The organism is Metabacillus sp. cB07 (assembly GCF_016839225.1).
Classification (GTDB): Bacteria; Bacillota; Bacilli; order Bacillales; family Bacillaceae; genus Bacillus_P; species Bacillus_P indicus.
Window position 1 is genome coordinate 4,042,214 of the sequence record NZ_CP069296.1, and the last position, 19,184, is coordinate 4,061,397.

Annotated in this window: 19 protein-coding genes; 1 reads left to right on the top strand and 18 read right to left on the bottom strand. The window is 42.0% G+C overall.

What is annotated here, in order from left to right; genetic code table 11:
- Positions 1 to 281: 281 nt before the first annotated feature.
- The 16 genes from JOJ89_RS20560 to JOJ89_RS20635 form a co-directional block, all read right to left on the bottom strand.
- Positions 282 to 608 carry a primosomal replication protein PriC gene (locus JOJ89_RS20560; protein ID WP_203289218.1) on the bottom strand — a complete coding sequence of 109 codons (327 nt, stop codon included), beginning with the start codon at positions 606 to 608 and terminating at the stop codon, positions 282 to 284.
- 15 nt (positions 609 to 623) lie between these two features.
- A complete protein-coding gene (locus JOJ89_RS20565; protein ID WP_203289219.1) occupies positions 624 to 2,582 on the bottom strand; it encodes a DUF6792 domain-containing protein in 1,959 nt (652 codons plus the stop codon).
- 14 nt (positions 2,583 to 2,596) lie between these two features.
- Positions 2,597 to 3,241, bottom strand: coding sequence for a hypothetical protein (locus JOJ89_RS20570; RefSeq protein ID WP_203289220.1), 645 nt, complete (start codon positions 3,239 to 3,241; stop codon positions 2,597 to 2,599).
- A gap of 113 nt (positions 3,242 to 3,354) precedes the next feature.
- Complete coding sequence (locus JOJ89_RS20575) at positions 3,355 to 4,005, bottom strand: hypothetical protein (RefSeq protein WP_203289221.1); 651 nt, start codon at positions 4,003 to 4,005, stop codon at positions 3,355 to 3,357.
- A gap of 68 nt (positions 4,006 to 4,073) precedes the next feature.
- On the bottom strand, positions 4,074 to 4,715 hold the full coding sequence (locus JOJ89_RS20580; protein ID WP_203289222.1) for a hypothetical protein: 642 nt from the start codon (positions 4,713 to 4,715) through the stop codon (positions 4,074 to 4,076).
- Between the two features lie 42 nt (positions 4,716 to 4,757).
- Positions 4,758 to 5,381 carry a hypothetical protein gene (locus JOJ89_RS20585; protein ID WP_203289223.1) on the bottom strand — a complete coding sequence of 208 codons (624 nt, stop codon included), beginning with the start codon at positions 5,379 to 5,381 and terminating at the stop codon, positions 4,758 to 4,760.
- A gap of 77 nt (positions 5,382 to 5,458) precedes the next feature.
- Positions 5,459 to 6,106 (bottom strand): hypothetical protein, encoded by a 648-nt coding sequence (locus JOJ89_RS20590; protein ID WP_203289224.1) that lies wholly within the window; start codon positions 6,104 to 6,106, stop codon positions 5,459 to 5,461.
- Between the two features lie 40 nt (positions 6,107 to 6,146).
- Positions 6,147 to 6,767 (bottom strand): hypothetical protein, encoded by a 621-nt coding sequence (locus tag JOJ89_RS20595; protein ID WP_203289225.1) that lies wholly within the window; start codon positions 6,765 to 6,767, stop codon positions 6,147 to 6,149.
- A gap of 68 nt (positions 6,768 to 6,835) precedes the next feature.
- Positions 6,836 to 7,480: a hypothetical protein gene (locus tag JOJ89_RS20600; protein ID WP_203289226.1), complete on the bottom strand. Its 645-nt coding sequence runs from the start codon at positions 7,478 to 7,480 to the stop codon at positions 6,836 to 6,838.
- Between the two features lie 41 nt (positions 7,481 to 7,521).
- The gene (locus JOJ89_RS20605) at positions 7,522 to 8,109 is read right to left on the bottom strand and encodes a hypothetical protein (RefSeq protein WP_203289227.1); all 588 of its coding nucleotides are present in this window, start codon (positions 8,107 to 8,109) and stop codon (positions 7,522 to 7,524) included.
- Between the two features lie 85 nt (positions 8,110 to 8,194).
- A complete protein-coding gene (locus JOJ89_RS20610; RefSeq protein ID WP_203289228.1) occupies positions 8,195 to 8,857 on the bottom strand; it encodes a hypothetical protein in 663 nt (220 codons plus the stop codon).
- Positions 8,858 to 8,893: 36 nt separating this feature from the next.
- A complete protein-coding gene (locus JOJ89_RS20615; protein WP_203289229.1) occupies positions 8,894 to 9,520 on the bottom strand; it encodes a hypothetical protein in 627 nt (208 codons plus the stop codon).
- A gap of 25 nt (positions 9,521 to 9,545) precedes the next feature.
- On the bottom strand, positions 9,546 to 10,148 hold the full coding sequence (locus JOJ89_RS20620; protein ID WP_203289230.1) for a hypothetical protein: 603 nt from the start codon (positions 10,146 to 10,148) through the stop codon (positions 9,546 to 9,548).
- 151 nt (positions 10,149 to 10,299) lie between these two features.
- Positions 10,300 to 11,460 carry a TerD family protein gene (locus JOJ89_RS20625; RefSeq protein WP_203289231.1) on the bottom strand — a complete coding sequence of 387 codons (1,161 nt, stop codon included), beginning with the start codon at positions 11,458 to 11,460 and terminating at the stop codon, positions 10,300 to 10,302.
- 11 nt (positions 11,461 to 11,471) lie between these two features.
- Complete coding sequence (locus tag JOJ89_RS20630; RefSeq protein WP_203289232.1) at positions 11,472 to 12,755, bottom strand: Zn-dependent hydrolase; 1,284 nt, start codon at positions 12,753 to 12,755, stop codon at positions 11,472 to 11,474.
- 14 nt (positions 12,756 to 12,769) lie between these two features.
- Positions 12,770 to 14,308 carry an AbgT family transporter gene (locus tag JOJ89_RS20635; RefSeq protein ID WP_203289233.1) on the bottom strand — a complete coding sequence of 513 codons (1,539 nt, stop codon included), beginning with the start codon at positions 14,306 to 14,308 and terminating at the stop codon, positions 12,770 to 12,772.
- A 206-nt stretch (positions 14,309 to 14,514) separates the two neighbouring features.
- Here JOJ89_RS20635 and JOJ89_RS20640 point away from each other — a divergent pair, with 206 nt between their 5' ends.
- On the top strand, positions 14,515 to 15,981 hold the full coding sequence (locus tag JOJ89_RS20640) for an alpha-amylase (protein ID WP_203289234.1): 1,467 nt from the start codon (positions 14,515 to 14,517) through the stop codon (positions 15,979 to 15,981).
- Between the two features lie 200 nt (positions 15,982 to 16,181).
- Here JOJ89_RS20640 and JOJ89_RS20645 read toward each other — a convergent pair whose 3' ends face one another.
- Both JOJ89_RS20645 and JOJ89_RS20650 read right to left on the bottom strand, forming a co-directional pair.
- Positions 16,182 to 18,398 carry a sensor histidine kinase gene (locus JOJ89_RS20645; RefSeq protein WP_203289235.1) on the bottom strand — a complete coding sequence of 739 codons (2,217 nt, stop codon included), beginning with the start codon at positions 18,396 to 18,398 and terminating at the stop codon, positions 16,182 to 16,184.
- A complete protein-coding gene (locus tag JOJ89_RS20650; RefSeq protein WP_203289236.1) occupies positions 18,376 to 19,068 on the bottom strand; it encodes a response regulator transcription factor in 693 nt (230 codons plus the stop codon). The genes JOJ89_RS20645 and JOJ89_RS20650 overlap by 23 nt, the downstream gene beginning before the upstream one ends.
- Positions 19,069 to 19,184 lie beyond the last annotated feature (116 nt).

Sequence of the window (19,184 nt, forward strand, 5' to 3'; positions counted from 1 at the left end):
TATCTCTCCTTTTACATGAATTTACATTAATTGTATAAACAAAGACCATAGAGGTCAATTGTTACTTGGGTGATACTAGTAAAATGGTACAAACTATCTACTAATATGTAAGAGAGTAAAAAAATCTCACCACTAGTAAAATCTATTTATAAATACCCACTATTAAATGGATAATAAACCTATTATAAGGAAAAATTTTAATAAAAATTCCAGTTTATAGTTGGTAAGTCCTTTGTGATTTATGATACTTAATGTCTCATTTAGTGAAATATGGTGTCGGATCAGCTTACTGGTTCTTTTTTATCATAGCGTATCGTTACGCTCTGTGTGCGGATTTCTTCTATTAAAGAAGTGTACTGGTTCGAAAGCATGTGATTCATGTAGGTATACTGATTGACAGCATGTTCATTCTCACGCTGAAGCTGACTCAGCTCTTTAAACACTTCATCAATGAACAGGGCGGAGCTGCCTGCGAGTTCATTTGTGATATATGAAGTCAGAGCTGCATCTTCAGAAGCGATTTGGTTCAGCTGGGCATTGATATGCTCTGCTTTGCCGGGATGTTCCGAAATCGAATCAAACCGGTGCCTTTTATAGACCTGGTTCATATGAATATCCCCTTTCTATCTAAGCTCAAAAATGGCGGCAATGTCCTTTTCTTCATTAAACATTTTTTCAATCGATGTTTTAATGGAAGTCACAAGCCTTCTTCCTTTATCAAACTGATACTGAAAATGATGCACAGCTTCCTCCATGCGGTCAGCAAATGCAGGAGGGAGAGGCGGAATGTGCTCATGGACCTGAATGCTGCTGATCTCTGAGTCCTCAAGGTTAAACACACTTCTGAAAGCGCGGGGATTTGTCTCCATATCCTGAATCTGACTCAGGAGATGTCTTTTTCTCGTCTCAAAATCATCAAGAAATACGGCATCATAAGCAGCCTGATATCGCTTAAGTGATTCCTCCCGGGCTTCATAGCTGTCCATCCCCCTCTGATAAATCCGTACCGAAGAGGAAAGATTCACTTCAATTTTCTTCCCGTCTGCACCCGTCTTATAAAGAATAAGATTTCCGCCTTCATAGCGCCTTCCTTTTTTCGCAAGCGCGTTTGAAACCTGCTGCAGGCTGTGGCCCTCGACAGCTGCCCCGAAATCAAGCTTCGCTCTGTCAATGGCAGCAAAGATCTTGTCGAACCTGTCCATTAACCCGTTGATCTTAGAATCGATTGCTTCAAACTGTTCCTTAATATCCTTGATGTTTTCAAAGAACGTAAAGGGATTGAGAGTAAGCAGGTCCTCCATCGTGCTCATGCTCATCAAATCTGTTATCATCGACCGGATTTCAATCACATCACTCTCCATACCCGCGAGCTCACCCTCAATGACCGAAATCTCCTCGCTCGTTAAATCCGTGAAAATGCTGAGAATGACCGGTATGTTCTCAGCTAGCACAGGCAGCTGTTCGATGAAATCTCTTAAACTAACAGCTATCTCATCAAACTTCTTCATCGTCTCCCAGGCAGAATCCAGCGTATCAACAGGATTATCCGTGATGCTGAAACCCTCCCACTCACTCTTCAAATCCTGCAGCAAGACAAGATCAATTCCCGTCATCGCCTTAACCAGTCCGTCGTAGCCTCCTGCCTTGTACGCAGGGGCATACTTCACAAGAAACTTCTGCATCTCATATAGATCCTCATCCGAGAGATTCGCAATCCGCTCTCTGATACTCTCAAAATCAGGATCCGAATCCAGCGTCGTCCGGCTCCCCAAATTCAAAAATCCGCGCAGCTCAGAAGCAGCAAAGAGCATATCCTCCTCATTCGTGAGGTGGTGGATGTTCTTGCCTTGTTCTTTGTAGTAGGATTCGGCGAAGGCTTTTAGGTCTTTTGGGGGGATGGTGTAGATTTGGTCGAATTTATTATTAAGATTAAACTTTTTTTTAAGTGCCCTTCTAAAATTATAGTCGATTGATGCTAGTTGATATGCGCTTGGAGGAGCATCATTTATCGCATGAACCTTTTCAAAGTTTCCTCTAATAATAGCAAGCATTTGAATAAGATTGCCTCCTAATGAGTGTCCAATTCCAAGTTTCCTTAATTCTACTTTTTCAATTGAATCCACTTTTCCTCTATTTTCTAGGCGCTTGTATTTTAGCTCAACTCTTTTCTTGATTTCAATATCCACTTTTCGATCAAACTGCTCAGCTGAACGAAATTGACTTTGATCAATTCCAGAAAAGATACCGAGCGTATTGTATATCCAATCTAAAGGTCTATCACCGTTATCATTTCCTTCGTTATTCTCACTCCCTCTTGTTATCGTGTATGATTGATTAATTCCTTTTTCTATATCAAAGACATGAATGATCGTACCATCAAAACCATTATCAATGCTCTTGGTATCTAGATATTGATTAGAATGATAAATTGTAATATTTTCTGGAGGCTGCTTCCCGGTTTCCTCAATATATATCTGTCTGACATCTTGTTCCGTTAGAGGAATCTTTCTTTCTCCACCGTACTCTCTCTCAGCAAGTCGAGCCCTAATAATATCTTTGTTAAATACAGTTTCATTTTTCATTGATATCACCTGTATTATTCAAAATTAATTGAATCTACAATTTTTTTAATTTTTTCTTTTTCACTTAACCCAGGTAATTCACAGGAATTTCCGTCGTCTAAACAATTGCTGTTGTAAGTAAGACTTACTGCTTTATTAGATACATCCGATTTTATATATGCTATATATGAATAATAACCATCCTCTTCATTTCGTTTTTCTCCAAAGTATATTGTCTTTTCAGCGCTTGTGTATTTTTTGTAGTCCCCTTCATATCCTGATACATCTGAGAGAATCCCAAGATTTATCTGAATATCATCTGTATCTGAACTGTTCTCAAAAATTACCGTCATAAAATATGAAATGTTCTCATCATCTACATCTTCACTATAGCTTAGAGCCTCATATGCAGTTTTAATCTGTTCATAATCCATAGTCGAGATTATTGCATTTATCGGAAACAACATCGTGTAACCCCTGGTTTTTGACTCAAAGGTGTAAAATCCTTCTTCAGTCTCCTCCGTTGATTTCATAAATTCTCTAGTAAACTCATCTTTAAAAGCTTCTGTCTCAGGCATAGATTGTTGTTCTACTTTACCGTTATCCTTTTCTTTACTCATTCCGCAGCCTCCTGTAAATGCAAGCATGGTCGTTAAACACAGCAGTAATACTTTTTTCATTGTGTGTGCTCCTCTCCGGAGATGAAATTTAATATAATGTGAAGTTGCTTGGTCTGCTTTAGGCGTCTTGTTCAACTAACCTGACGTTTACTTCTGTTTAATTGTTTCATCCTTTATTTAAAGATAAGTGATTTCACGATCTTCTCAAAGATTTCATTTCTATTATTAGAATCGAGGCCGCAGCTCTTTTCCTGATCTGTACAGCCTCCATTGAAATTGAGCGATATTGCTTTATCTGTCCCTGTATCCTCTATATAAGCTAAGTGAGTAACAGCTTTTTTCCCATAACTAACTTCTTCTTTGGCTGCATAATAAATATCATGTTCTTTACCAGATTCTTTCCTGTACTCACCTGTATAGCCCGCCATATCAGATAATACATTTAACTTTGCAGAAATATTATTTGTCGTCTTTTTATCTTCGAAAATGACTTTTATGTAGTAGGAATAATTCTCTTCCTCCTTGTCTTCGCCAATTGTAAATGCTTCAAATGAATCTCCGTTAACCTCGTACTCTATATCTGAGATCACTGCATTAACGGGAAAAAGCATGGAGTACCCTTCTGTCTTTGACTCAAATGTATAAAAACCTTCTTCTGATTCTTTATTTGATTTCATAAATCCCCGAGTGAATTCATCTTTAAATGCTTCTGTATCAGGGATCGATTCTTGTTTCATTTTTTCACTTTCCGAACCAGAACTTAACCCGCAGCCGCCTGTAAAAGCTAATAAGATAATGAGGTATAACAATGTCATTTGTTTCAATATCATGGCTCCTGTGTATGATTGATAAAATTGCAGGCTTGAATTTTTTTTGCTGCCGTAATTGAAATTTAAAACTTAATAGATTCGGTTACTCTTTTTATTCTATCTTTTATTACAGAAGGTGAGGGTTGACACGATTTTGGTTTATCTATGCATCTTCCAGAAAACACAAAGCGGATACCCTTATCTGATTTATTGGATACGATATATGCATTATAAAAATACAGTCCGCTTTCACTATCAGCGTATTCTCCATAATGAATGGTCTTATCATCAAGCTTATAAGGTGTATACTCACCGCTGTAACCTGTTGCAGCTGACAATTGCTTAGTAAACATCGAAGTATTTTTAGCATGAGGGGCTTCTTGATAATTGATTGTGATAAAATACGTTACGTTCTCTTGATCTATTTTTTCCGCAAAACTGAGTGCCTCATAATCGGTGTCAATCTGTTCGTAGTCTCCTATGGATATTTTCCCATTTTCAGGGAAAAGCATTGTATACCCCTTAGTCTTTGACTCAAACGTATAGTATCCTTCTTCTGGTTCTTTCGTTGATTTTATAAACTCTCTGGTAAATTCATCCTTGAACGCTCGAGTTTCAGGTAAAGATTCCTGATTTTCTCTTCCGTTTCCCTGTTCGCTATTCATTCCGCATCCACCTGTAAAAGCTAATAAAATAATGATGTACACTTGTAAGATTCTCTTCAAAATGTCGGCTCCTGTCATGATAAATAAGTTCTATATGAACGCTTACTCAACAAACTTAATAGAATAGAGTATCTTATTAATTCGTTCTTCTGCTTTTTCAGTTATAAGCTCACAGCTTTGTTCTTCCACATTGCAGTTGCTTACATAGGAGAAACGAATAGCTTTATTTGAGGCAGCAGATTTCACATAGGCCAAAAAATAATAATAATCTTTATTTTTAGGACCATCGTCTGAAAGGTAGATAACTTTATCTCCCTTTTCTATTTTCTTATATTCTCCTTCATAATCAGTACCGCTGGACAGCAACTTTAATTTCGTATCGATTTCATCTGTAATTTCATTATCTTCGTAGTTTAACCGAATAAAGTATGAGATTTTCTCACTCAATCGTTCTTCTCCGAAGGATAAGCTTTCAAGTTTATCTTTATCTGCGGAATAGTCACCTACTGATAAAGTAGCATTACGGGGAAACAAGATTGTATAGCCTTTCGTCTTCGACTCAAACGTATAATACCCTTCTTCTGTTTCCTCCGTTGATTTCATAAACTCTCTGGTAAATTCATCTTTGAAAGCTCTGCTTTTAGGCAAAGTCTCCTGGTCTATACTCATTTCGCAGCCGCTTGTCATTCCAAGCACAATCGTTAACAGCAGTATTATCTTTTTCACTTTGTGCGGCTCCTCTCAGGAGATGAAATACAATGTGCCATCATTGCAAAGTATGACCAGATTTATAAGCAGAAAAATCACTTTTTAAATTCGATAGAATTAAGTATCTTATTGATCCGATTTTTTCCTTTTTCCGTTATAAGCTCACAGCTTTTCTCCTCAACAATGCAATTACTAAAATAAGTGAATCGAACAGCTTGATCAGATGCAGCGGATTTAATATAGGCCAAATAGTAGTAATACTCCGGGTTTTTAGGACCGGCATCCGAAGAATAAATCATATAATCCCCTTGTACTGCTTTCTTATATTCCCCTTTATACTCCGCACCGTTGGAGAGCAGTTCTAATTTCGTATCGATATCCCCTGTACTGCTGTTGTCTTCGTAGCTCAACTTAATAAAATATGAGATTTTTTCATCAATTCGTTTTTCACCGAAAGATAAACTCTCAAATTGATCTTTCACAGCCTCATAATCACCTGTTGAAACAATAGCATCCTTGGGAAACAAGATTGTATATCCCTTCGTCTTTGACTCGAACGTATAGTATCCTTCTTCTGTTTCCTCCGTTGATTTGATAAATTCTCTAGTAAACTCATCTTTAAAAGCTTCTGTCTCAGGCATAGATTCTTGATTTGCTTTCCCGTTATTCTCTTCTTCACTTATTCCGCAGCCGCCTGCAAAAATAAATATAAGAATGAAGAACAGCATGATTCTTTTTTCCATTATGATATGACCCCTGTCAGAAGAATCAGGTTGCTTCACTTTAATTAATAAAAGCAATAGATTCCATTAAGTCAATCGTTTTCATTTTTTCTTTGGTTACATCAATCTGGCATGTCATTTCTGTTTTCAAACAGCTGACAGCGTTTGTGAAGCTTATAGCCTGATCACTGTCTGCCGATTTTGCATATCCGAAGATTTCGTAGAAAGCTGTCTCACCATTTTTGGACTGGCTGGTTTTTTCAGCGTAATAAATCGTTTTGTCAGGGAGTTCTTCTTTGAGGTATTCGCCGCTGTAATTCACGCTGTCAGAAATCAAAGATAAATTTGCTTCAATTTCAGCTGTAACGGGCTGATTCTCGTAGGTCAAAAACATTGAAAACGTCGTATTTTCATCTTTGTCGTCAGCACCAAAGAGCATATTTTCAAAATGGTTTCCATTTGTTTCATAAAACGCCTGGCTTAAAGTAGCATTTCCGGGAAAATTCATTGTAAAACCATCCGTTTTTGATTTGAATAAATAGAATCCTTTTTGTGGTTTAGTGTCGGGATCAATAAAACTACTGGTAAACTCATCCCTTATTACATCACTTTCTTGCCGGGGTTTTTGTGCTGTCTCAACGCTTTTCCGGTCTTCTCCTGATTGACATCCGCCTGTAATCACCAGCAGAATCAGGCATAGGAAAATGGCTCTAATCAAAATAACAGCTCCTGTCAGTACGGGTCTGCATATCATTTAAACTCTACTGATTCTACAATTTTTTTTATTTTTTCTTTTTCTTCTGGCCCGGGTAATTCGCAGGAAGTCCCTTTATCTAAACACCTGCTGTGGTAGTTAAGGCTTACTGCTTTATTAGATTCATCAGATGTTATATAGGCTACATATGAATAATAACCATCCTCTTCATTTCGTTTTTCTCCAAAGTATATTGTCTTTTTACCGCTTGTGTATTCTTTGTAGCCTCCTTCATAACCTGATACATCTGAGAGGATTCCAAGATTTATTTGAATATCATCTGTATCTGAACTGTCTTCAAAATTTACCGTCATAAAGTATGAAATGTTTTCTTTATCTACCTTTTCACTGTAGCTTAGAGCCTCATATGAGCTTTTAATCTGTTCATAATCCATAGTAGAGATCTCTGCGTTGATCGGAAACAACATCGTATAACCCTTCGTCTTTGACTTGAACGTGTAATACCCTTCTTCTGTTTCTTCCGTTGATTTCATAAACTCTCTAGTAAATTCATCTTTGAACGCTCTAGTTTCAGGTAAAGATTCCTGATTTATTCTTTCGTTTCCCTGTTCGCTATTCATTCCGCAGCCGCCTGTTACAGCTAGGAAAATAAGGATGTAAAACTGTAAGATTCTCTTCAAAATGCTTGCTCCTGTCATGATAAAAGGTTCTATATGATCACTTACTCAATAAACTCAACAGAATCAAGAATCTTATTAATCCGTTCTTCTGTTTTATCAGTCATTAGCTCACAGCTTTTTTCTTCAACATTACAGCTACTCATATAGGTAAAGCGAATAGCTTTATTGGATGCTGTGGATTTTACATAAGCCAAAAGGTAATAATAATCTTTATTTTTAGGACCATCATCTGAAAGGTAGATAACTTTATCTCTTTTTCCTATTTTCTTATATTCTCCTTCATAATCAGTACCGCTGGAGAGCAACTTTAATTTCGTATCGATTTCATCTGTGAGTTCATTATCTTCGTAGTTCAACTTAATATAATAAGAAATTTTCTCATCAAAGAGTTTTTCTCCAAAGGATAAACTCTCCAATTTATCTTGCTCTGCCGAATAGTTACCTATCGATACAATGGCATCCCGGGGAAACAAAATTGTATAACCCTTCGTCTTTGACTCTAACGTATAGTATCCTTCTTCTGTTTCCTCCGTTGATTTCATAAATTCTCTAGTAAACTCATCTTGAAAAGCTTCTGTTTCAGGCATTGAGTTCTGATTTACATTTCCGTTACCCTTTTCTTTACTCATTCCGCAACCGCCTGTAAATACAAGCATGCAAATCAATACAAGCTGAATGTTTATTCTCAAAATGTTAACCCCTGTCGAGTTGATCTTAGAATTGAATGGACTTCATCATCAGCAATGCTCTTTCCTCTTCAACTTGCTCATTAATCTTGCATGGTTTATCTGCTTTTTTGCATGTCGTCTGATAAAAGAAGTGCAGCCCTTCTTGATCCTTTTGCGACTGAATATAGCCGAAATAACCGTAGAACATCACCTTCTTGTTTGTTTCATTATGGGTGAGTTCTTTGTTGCTCTTACCATAATAAATAACGTTGTCCCCAGCTCTGATTTCTTTAAATTCCGACTCGTATCCAGTGTGCTCAGTCAGTAATTCAAGGTTAAATTTAATATCTCTGGTTGAGGGTTTATCTTCATATGTAACCGTGAAATATCTTGATAGGTTTTCCTCATCAACACTTTCACCAAAATTATATGTTTCAAAATAATCCTCTTGATAATCATGGGCTGCAGATGAGATCGTTGCATTTACCGGAAACAGCATTGTGTATCCTTTTGTCTTTGACACAAATGTGTAGTACCCATCTTCTGTCTCATCAGGTGACTTGATAAATTCACTTGTAAAGTCGTCCTTAAATGCTTTTGTTTTAGGGATGAATTCCTGTTTTTCAGCTTTGCCAGCAGAATCTGTCCCGCAGCCGGCTGTCATAGTTAGCATGATAGCCAGGTTCAGTTTTATAAACTTTTTTATCATAGTTTCTCCTGCCAGAAGCCTATTGGACTGTACATTTTATTTGAACTGAATGGAATGCACAATGTTCGTCAGCCTCTGATTTAATTCATTAGGATTTACGTTACACTCTGTTTTTCCGTTTGAACAGCTGCTGTCAAACGTTAAGCGGATTATTTGGTCTGTGTCTTTCGCTTTTATTACGGCTATATAATAAAAGAGACCTTTTTGTTCATTATTTTCTCTGGCAGAATAGACAATATTATTATTGAATTCTTCTCTTTTAAAATTTCCTTTGTAGCCGGAGGTAATGGTCAGCTGTTCCTGATGTACATCAATGTCATTTATGTTTGGAGCCTTTTCGTACGTTAGTTTTATATAATAAGAGGTATTCTGGTTTTTCATTTTCTCTCCAAGACTTAATGACTCGTATTTATCTCCATGAGATTCGAAATCACTTTCCGATACTTTTGCATGTTCCGGAAACAGCATCGTATATCCATTCGTCTTTGACTTAAATGTGTAGTACCCGTCTTCCGTTTCTTCTGCCGAAGCCATGAATCCCCGGGTAAATTCATTTTTGAATGCTTCGGTATCCGGCAGTCGCTCCCTAGGCAGAGAATCCTTGCTGCAGCTGGAGGAAATAAGAAGCAGGCAGGTAAGGATAAGGGTTATTATTCCTCTCAAATGGTGTCAGACTCCTTTGCTATTCTCATTTCTCCAGAAAGTCTATTGAAGATAAAATGGTGTCTTTCTCTTTTTCAAACTCAGCATGATCAAATTCACATCCCTCTTCCAGACAGGTCCCTTCAAATTTTAAAGTGATTCCCATGGACTTCTCAGGATGTTTGATGTAAATCAGATGGGTGTAATATTCCTGACCTTCTACTGTGTCTAGGTTCTGCGCTTCGTAAAGCTCGTTTCCATTGAGAATACGTTTTTTGAACGAACCCTCGTACCCGTTGCGATTAGACAGCAATTGCAGCAGACTTTCAATGTCACTCGCTGATGAACCTGTGTCAAAGGTCAGTTTTCCTGAAATGCCGGCCGGCTCTTTTTTCTCTCCAAAACGTACGACCTCAAAGTCGTTTCCGTTTCTTTCGTAGCCCATCTCCGCCATTTTTGCGTTTTCAGGAAACCAAAAAGTGTACTTCCCTGTTTTTGAATGAAAGACATGGTACCCGTCTTCCGTTTCCCCACCTTCCTTTATAAACTCCCGCGTAAACTCATCCTTAAAAGCTTCCGTATCAGGCACTTTTTCCTCTGAGCACCCAGCTGCAAACAAAATAAACAATATAATATAGAAATAACGCATGATAGTCTCCCGTATTTCAATTTCCTTAATTTACAATTTACACCTACCAATTCCCCAGTGGAGGGTATGATGAAACTCCTTTATTATCTCTTTTTTCCAGAAATGAGAAAATCCCGCATTGTTCCTAAAATGCGGGATGGGACTTTCTTCTTTAGTTTCGTTTGAATTCGATCGGGCCTTCGTCCATTTTGAAGGTGCCGTCCGGATAAAGCATGGGGGACCGTTCGGATCCGCTTTTTGAATAGGTTTCGACGTGGCTGACGCTCATGCTGGACGGATCCGTGAAGTCCAGGTGGGCAATGGCGACCCAGTAAGCGAACCAGTTTTTGTGAAAGAGAGGGGCTGTGACGACCTGACCCTGGTGGTTGTCTACGACCGCCCGTGCTTTCATGGATTTAAAGCTGCCGAATCCGTTTGAGATGGCGCTGTACGCGGCAAAAAGGGCGTAGCGCAGCTCTTCAGGTTTATGAATGATGATTGTTTCGCTGCCTGCTATTTTCGAATCGCCGTCAAGCGTGATGAACGGTGCCTGGTTCGCCTTGCCGAGTTCCTTATAGTAGACTTTTCTGGACTCACCGTTTTTCAGGACGTAAAAGCAGTAGAGGTCGAGGTCTTTTTTGCTGTCCCATTTGAGGACTGTTGTGACTCTGGCTGATTTTTTGATGGAGACTGTCTGCTTTTTTTCAAGATTAATCTTAAGGGGCTGGACGGGTTCGGGTTCTTTAGCAGGCGGTTCCTCTATGGCGGCTGCTGCTTCTTCCTGCGGCTCGTCTTTTACCTCTATGCCGAAATTTGCGCACAATCCTTCGAGGCCATTGTGAAAACCGCTGCCGATGGCGCTGAATTTCCACTCTCCGTTATGTACATAAAGCTCGCCTGCCACAATCGCCGTTTCAAGCGACAGCTCTTCTCCGCATTCAAACCGGATAAGCTCGGCACCGGAGGCATCTGCAACCTGGAGATAGATACCGCTCACATCTTTGAAATGATGGCCGCGTTCAGTACCTTCGTGAATGGTCAGTGTAAACGCGATTTTCCGGACATCACCCGGGAGGGAGGAGAGGGAGATCTTCACTTCTTCCTGACTCCCTCTGCTTCCTTTAGAGTGCTCGACTGCTCCGTTTCGGCTGAACTGCTGTCCGTAAAAGATAAAATCCTCATCTTGTCCGCATGTTCCGTTTTCCCCGAGCAGAAAAGCCGCTCCGTCAATCTCCATGTCCGGATTTGCTGATTGGAAGCCCAGTCTGACCGTCAGACGGTCAACCTGTTTTCCTTTCGTGACATCCGCTTTTTGTCCCCTTTGTACAAGCACGTTTTCTCCTCCTATTTATCCGCAAGCTGCAGAAGGGATTCTTTTACTGTCTGCACCCCTTTTATACAGTCCGGCAGAGAGGTCCACTCTTCGGGAGAGTGGCTTTTTCCGTTTTGGCTCGGCACGAAAATCATTCCGGACGGAACATACTTTCCAAGTGTCATCGCATCATGTCCTGCCCCGCTCGGCAATGAGAGCGTTGAAAGGCCGCTCTTTTCCGCCGCCTGCCGGATGATGTCCTGAATGTCATCCGGGACAATGACCGGCGCAATGGAAATGCCGTCTCTGATTTCAACTGTCAAACCGCGGGATTCTGCAATGGTCTGTGCGGCTTCCTTCATTGATTGTATCACAGCATCCCGGGCCTCACGGTCGATATCCCTTACATCAGCCACTGCTTCTGTCCGGCCGGAAATCACGTTTGTGCCGTTTGGAAAAACGTTCAGTTTGCCGACTGTCGCAACAGCCGTTTCGCTGAATCTGCGAGGCATTTTTTCAACAGCCAGAATGAATTCTGCTGCTGCGGCTACTGTATCCTTCCGGAATTCCATCGGCGTGTTCCCTGCGTGGTCCGTTTCGCCGATAAACGTGAAGGATGTCCAGGAAGGCCCGGCAATGCCGCTTACAACGCCAATGTCCGTTCCTTCTGATTCAAGCCGCTTTCCCTGCTCGATATGAAGCTCGAGAAAAGCATAGATTTCTTCAGGAGCTCTCACATCCTCAGCTATCCTGTCAGGCTGATGGCCGTTCCGGATCATTTCATCATATAAAGAGCTGCCCTGTTCATCGTGAAAGGTTTTGTAATCCTCGGGGCCCGCTTCCCCCATCATCGCCCTGCTGCCGAAAATGCCGTTTTTAAACCTGGCTCCTTCTTCATCCACAAAAACCGCGAGTTCAATGGAGCGCTTAAGTTTGCCGTTTTTCGCAATGGCTTTCATGGCAAGCAGGCTGCTCAGGCAGCCGAGCGGACCGTCAAACGCGCCTCCGTTTGGCACGCTGTCGAGATGGGAGCCTGTCATCACAACGGGAAGCTCAGGCGACGTTCCGCGAAGGGTGCCAAACAGGTTGCCCACAGCATCCTCCTTCACCTCAAGACCTGCTTCCTCCATCCAGGAACGAAACAGTGTTTTTGCTTTGTTCTCTTCATCAGTAAAAGGAAATCTTGTGACTCCGCCTTCTGGTGTTTTTCCTATTTCAAAAAGGGCTGACAGTTTTTCTGCAAGCTCCAGAGGATCAATTCCTTCATAAGTTGGGGTCTGATCCAGTTCCTTCAGCAGTCGTTCTTTTGAAAACATGCGCTCAGCTCCTATCAGTTATTTAAATGAATGTCTGCACCCGGACCGAGCGGAATGCCGAGGTAGTACCAGGCGATAAAGAACAGGATCCAGGCAATTCCGAAAAAGATCGTGTATGGAAGCATCACGGAGATAAGGGAACCGAGACCCATGTTTTTATCAAACTTCTTGGCACCTGCAAGAAGGATCGCAAAGTAGGCGAACATCGGCGTGATCGGGTTTGTGATGCTGTCCCCAATCCGGTAGGCCACTTGTGTAAAGGCAGGGTCATACCCGAGAAGCATAAACATCGGAACAAATACTGGGCCTACAATTGCCCATTTAGCCGATGCGCTAGCGATGAACAGGTTCAGCGTTCCGCAAAAGAGGATAAACCCGATCAGCAGCGGCAGCCCGGTAAGTCCGAGGCCCTTAAGGAAATCTGCTCCCGAGATGGCCATGATGATTCCAAGGTTGCTCCAGTTGAAATAGGCAATAAACTGGGCTGCGAAAAAGGCGATTGCCATGTACATGCCCATTGTCCCGAGCGATTTGGCGATTTCCTGTGCGATGTCTTTATCCGACTGAATCGATTTCGTGGCTATGCCATAGGCAAGGGCCGGGAACAGGAAGAGACCCATGATGATCGGCACAAGGGAATTCATAAACGGCGAGGTAATGACCGCACCGTTTTCTCCGCGCAGCCAGCCGTTTTCAGGAACGATGGTGACAGCAACAAGCAGCAGGAAAACAAGAGTGGCAGCACCCGCATAGCGGAGCCCTTTCGCTTCCTCAGGCGACAGCTTGTCCATCGGCATCCGCGGTCCTTTGTATTCAGGTAGACGCGGTTCTACAACCTTTTCTGTCACCCAGATGGCAAGCGGAACGAAGAACAAACATGACCCTGCAAGGAAGTACCAGTTCATTGCAGGATTGGTCTGGAAGTCCGGGTCAACAATCTCCGCTGCTGACTGTGTGAAGCCTGCAAGCAGGGCATCAAGCATATTTACAATCAAGTTCGCACTGAATCCTCCTGCAACAGAAGCATAAGCAACGACCATACCTGCAATCGGATGTCTTCCAACACTCATGAAAACAAGCGCGGCAATCGGAGGCAGCACGATAAACCCTGCATCCCCTGCCATATTGGCAAGAAGCCCTGCAAATACGATTGAAAACGTAATGATACCCTTCGGTGCTCCGAGCACAAGCTTTCGAAGGAGGGCTGAAATCAGTCCGACTCCTTCAGCAAGCCCAACCCCGATCATGGTCACGAGCACGAGGCCAAGCGGCGGGAATTCCGCGAAATTTTTCACCATATTCGTCATGATTTTCTGAAAGCCTTCTTTCGTCAGAAGACTGACAGCCTCCACCGTTTCTTTTGTGGCAGGGTTAACTGCCTTAACACCCAGTACGGATGCAAGATGTGAGGCGAGAATAACGATCACCGCAAATAAAATAAACAGGGTGACCGGGTCGGGAAGTTTGTTCCCCGCTTTTTCTACTCCGTCAAGCATTCGGTTAAAGATGCCGCGGTTCTTCCTGGTTTGCACTGATGATGTGATTGGTTCCATAGACATCCTCCTGAATACTGAAAATTTTAATATTTCTTATTATAAAGTTTTCTTCTGTTTGCGCAACCTTAAAAAGCCCTTTCGGAAGCGCTTAATCCCTTTTCCCGCAGGCGAGCATACTCTTTTTGAAAAATTCTGCTTCATTTTCAAAAATATAGGGTAGAAAGTAGGATAACAGATACAACACAAGAAAAGGGGAATTCGGGATGGAACAGAATCACACGATGATGCAGTTTTTTGAATGGCATGTCAGGCCTACCGGCACACATTGGAACAGACTGAAGGAGCTTGCGCCTGAACTGAAGGAAAGGGGCATTGACTCTGTCTGGATTCCGCCGGTAACAAAAGGGCAGTCCGGGGATGATGTCGGATACGGTGTCTATGATCTGTATGATCTCGGTGAATTTAATCAAAAGGGCAGCGTCCGTACAAAATACGGCCTGAAAAAAGAGCTGATCGCCGCTATAGAAGCGTGCCATAATGCCGGCATTAACGTCTATGTGGACCTCGTCATGAACCACAAGGCCGGCGCGGATGAAACCGAGCTGTTTAAAGCCATAGAAGTAGACCGTGAAAACCGGACCGAGGAACTGTCCAAGCCTAAGAATATTGAAGGCTGGACGAAATTCACCTTCCCGGGAAGAAAGGGAAAGTATTCTGATTTCGAGTGGAACTTCGAGCATTTTAACGGAACAGACTATGATGCAAAAAATGATAAAATCGGCGTATTCAAAATCGTCGGCGATAACAAAGACTGGAATGACAATGTCGACAGCGAGTTTGGAAACTATGACTATCTGATGTTTGCAAACCTTGATTATGACAATCAGGACGTTCAGGATGAGATGATTTCATGGGGCAAGTGGCTGGCGGATACGCTGAACTGCAACGGCTACAGACTCGATGCGATCAAGCACATCAACCATGAATTTGTTCACCGGTTTGCAGAAGAACTGTATGAAGACCGCGGAGATGACTTCTTTTTTGTAGGAGAGTTCTGGAAGTCCGACTTAAAGGCATGCCAGGATTTCCTGGATAAAATCAATTACAATATGAGTCTCTTTGATGTGTCCCTTCATTACAAGCTACATGAAGCCTCAAAGTCAGGGAAGGATTTTGATCTCTCAACAATCTTTGAGGATACACTTGTGGGGTCACACCCGGAGCATGCGGTCACATTTGTTGATAATCATGATTCCCAGCCGGATGAAGCGCTTGAATCATGGGTAGAGGACTGGTTTAAACAAAGTGCCTACGCGCTGATCCTGCTCCGCGAACACGGCTACCCGTGTGTTTTCTACGGAGATTATTACGGAATTGACGGGGACAACCCTGTGGAAGGAAAAAGGGAAGCGATTGACCCGCTCCTTTATGTGAGACGAACGAGAGCCTACGGCGAGCAGGAGGATTACTTCGATCATCCGAACACCATCGGCTGGGTGAGACGCGGTGTGGATGAATTTGAGCGTTCCGGCTGTGCGGTCGTCATTTCAAACGGAGACGACGGTGAAAAACACATGTGCGTCGGTGAACACCATGCAGGCGAGGTATGGGTCGACATGACCGGCACGCGCGAAGAGCACATTACCATTGAGGAAGACGGCTTTGCGGTTTTCCCTGTGAATGGGCAGAGTGTATCCGTCTGGGCGCGCCCTGACGAAGATGTTGAATAAATATGAAAACAGCCAGTCTCAGTAGAGACTGGCTGTTTTTTTGGAAGCGATTTGGAAAAATTCAAGTAAATCTGTATGCATGGCAAGTAATGTGCCCTGTTTTTCAAGAAATTCGGATTCTTTTTCAAGTAAGACGTGGATTTTTTCAAGTAAATGAATATTTGCGGCCCAACTTTTCATAAAACGCTTAGATTTTTGTGCTAAACCGCGTCCAACATCATTGTCACTTTGAAAAGATCGCCATCAACATCAATCTCAAGCTGGCCGCCATGCAAATCGACTATCGATTTGGCAATCGTCAGGCCAAGACCCGATCCTTCTGTATGACGTGATGAATCCCCGCGCTTAAACCGCTCAAACAGCTCATCCGTGTTCTCGCTCAGCTCGTATTTTGTCACGTTTTTAAACGAGATAACCGTCTGGCTGCCTGACTGCTTCATGGTGATATAAACGCGCGTGTTTTCCATGGAGTATTTAAGAATATTTCCGAGCAGATTTTCAAACACTCTCCACATTTTCTGCCCGTCGACTACCGCATAAACCGGTTCATCCGGATATGTTACCCGAAAATGCAGACCTGATTCACTGATCGCTTCGTTGTACTCGGCAAGCGCCTGCTGCAGAAGCTGGGAGACGTCAACCTTCTGTTTGATGAGCTCAATGCTGCCGCTTGCCATTTTTGAAGCTTCGAATAAATCTTCAATCAGAATCTTCAGGCGTTGGGACTTGCGGTCAATGATTTCTATATAGGAGGCTCTTTCATCCTCGGTTAAAGCAGGATTTTTTAAAAGATCGGTGTAGCTGATAATGGAAGTGAGCGGTGTTCTGAGGTCATGGCTGACATTAGTAATCAGCTCCGTTTTCAGACGCTCGCTTTTCACCTGCTTTTGCTGCGATGTTTTCACGCCGTGCTTCAAGGCATTCATATTTGACGCAAGTGCTGCTAATGCCGACTTCCCTTTTACAGGCAGATCTGTTTCCAGATTGCCAAGCATGATGTCATTTGAGTTCGCGACAATCTGATTAAAATAGCCAATCCGCTTAAACATAAAAAGGACAGCCGGAATGCCGATCAGGATGAAAGCAGGAACGTAAATGAGCACAAAGGCAGGCTCAAAAAGAACAGCAACGACGCCGATGCCAAACCCAAATACAATGCCGAGCAGAATGACAAGCTGAATGCCGACCTTTTGAATGAGAAAGGCATCAGCTACCGCTTTTGACATTTTATAAAGAAGAGTCGTTTTCCACTCTTTTTTCAGATTTCCTTCGTTTTTAACTTGGTGAACAAGAAGGAAGGACTGAATGATCAGAGCAGAGATAAAGAATGCTCCTATAAGCAGAAAAACAAAGGAATAGAGCCACTCGTATCCATATTGGAACGGATAGTAGTCAATTACGCCAAACAGGGAAATCAAGCTTCCGATAAGCGCAGTTCCGGCAAGCGCAAATCTGACATCCAGCGGCATGCGGTTGTACCTGTCAGACCAGACGCTTTTCAGAATCGGATCAAACAGACGGCGTTTCTTTAAAAGAAGGACACTGATCATCAGCGCCAGCACTCCGCTTATAGAGTGTGCATAGTAGATTGTCTGTGATTTTTGAAAATCACGAAGTTCGATTATGGTTACACTGTCTGACGGTGCGTTTTTAGGCAGGGCAATCTGGCCGGTGAATTTCTTTTCCTGCATGCCGTCAAATGAATTCATGACTTCTCCGCTGCCGAAATAGTTGAAACCATCAGTCGAATAAATATATCCTCTTGCTCCCGAATAGTTCTCAACATGATACATGTCTTTTTTAGTGAAGAATGCTTTTGGATCATCTTTAGCGGATAAAGGCAGGTTTGTATAAACCTCTTCTGAGTCGAGGCTTTTTAAATAATAGACAAACTGGTTTTTATTTGCTTCATATTCAGCCTGAGTATATTTATAATTCTCTTCAAAAAACCGGTCAATTTCTTTCTCTTTTTCCGCCAAAACCTTTTCCCTGACATGCTCATCATCTTTGAAATTCATGGTGATGTCTGCAATCTTTTTATTCTTTTCTTCCGTCAGGACTTTTTCAACCTCAGTGTTGCCGTTTTCCTTGGCGGCTGAAATATCCGCATCATACTGTCCTTCAATATTCATAATCTGCTCGCTTAAACTTCCGTATCTGTAGCGATGTTCTTCAATTTCTTCTGAAGAAACGGTCAGATTCTTTTTGGCTTCTTCTTTTGTCAGGCCGTTCAGTTCATATAAACTTAAAAGATTCGCAAAGTAGTTTACCCGTTCCTGATATTCAACAGATTGAAAATAGTTTTTGAATAAGTATCTATCTCCATTTGCTATTCCGGTAAAAACCCCGCTGATTCCGTAGGTCAGCATCATGATGATGAAAAAAAACGCCAGACTACTTCTCCATTTTGTACCCAATTCCCCATACCACCTTTAAATATCTAGGATTTTTAGGATCAATCTCAATCTTCTCCCTGATTTTGCGGATATGGACAGCAACCGTTTTTTCGGCGTTGTAGCCCGGCTCGTTCCATACGCGCTCGTAAATTTCATTAATGGAGAACACGCGGCCCGCATTCAGCATCAGCAGCTCGACAATGCTGTATTCAATCCGGGTCAGCTTGACGTTCTCGCCGTTTACCGTTACTTCTTTGGCTGATTGATCCAGGGTCAGTCCGTTCAAATCAACGGTTTTATGTGCACCTTCATACGTGCCTAGCGTCACAAAGCGGCGAAGCTGGGATTTGACTCTAGCAATCAGCTCCATCGGGTTGAACGGCTTCGTTACGTAATCGTCCGCTCCGACCTGAAGGCCAAGAATTTTATCGGTATCTTCGCTTTTTGCACTTAGAATAATGATCGGTATGTTCTTTTTCTCGCGGATTTTAAAGGTTGTGGAAATACCGTCAAGCCGGGGCATCATGATGTCCAGCAAGATAAGATGAATCTGGTGCTCGTTCAGTTTTTCAAGGGCTTCGACGCCGTCTTTCGCCTTGATGACGGTTATGTTTTCATTCTTTAGATAAATTTCTATCGCATCGCGGATTTCTTTTTCATCATCTACGACCAGTACGTTGTAATTTGTCATTTTTTCTCACGCTCCTTTCAAAAGTATAGCTAAACCAGGTGAATAACTATAGTGTAATTGGAAATTCTTAATAGGCAGTCAGTGGAATTATTAAGTATTTCTTAAATTCTTGCTGT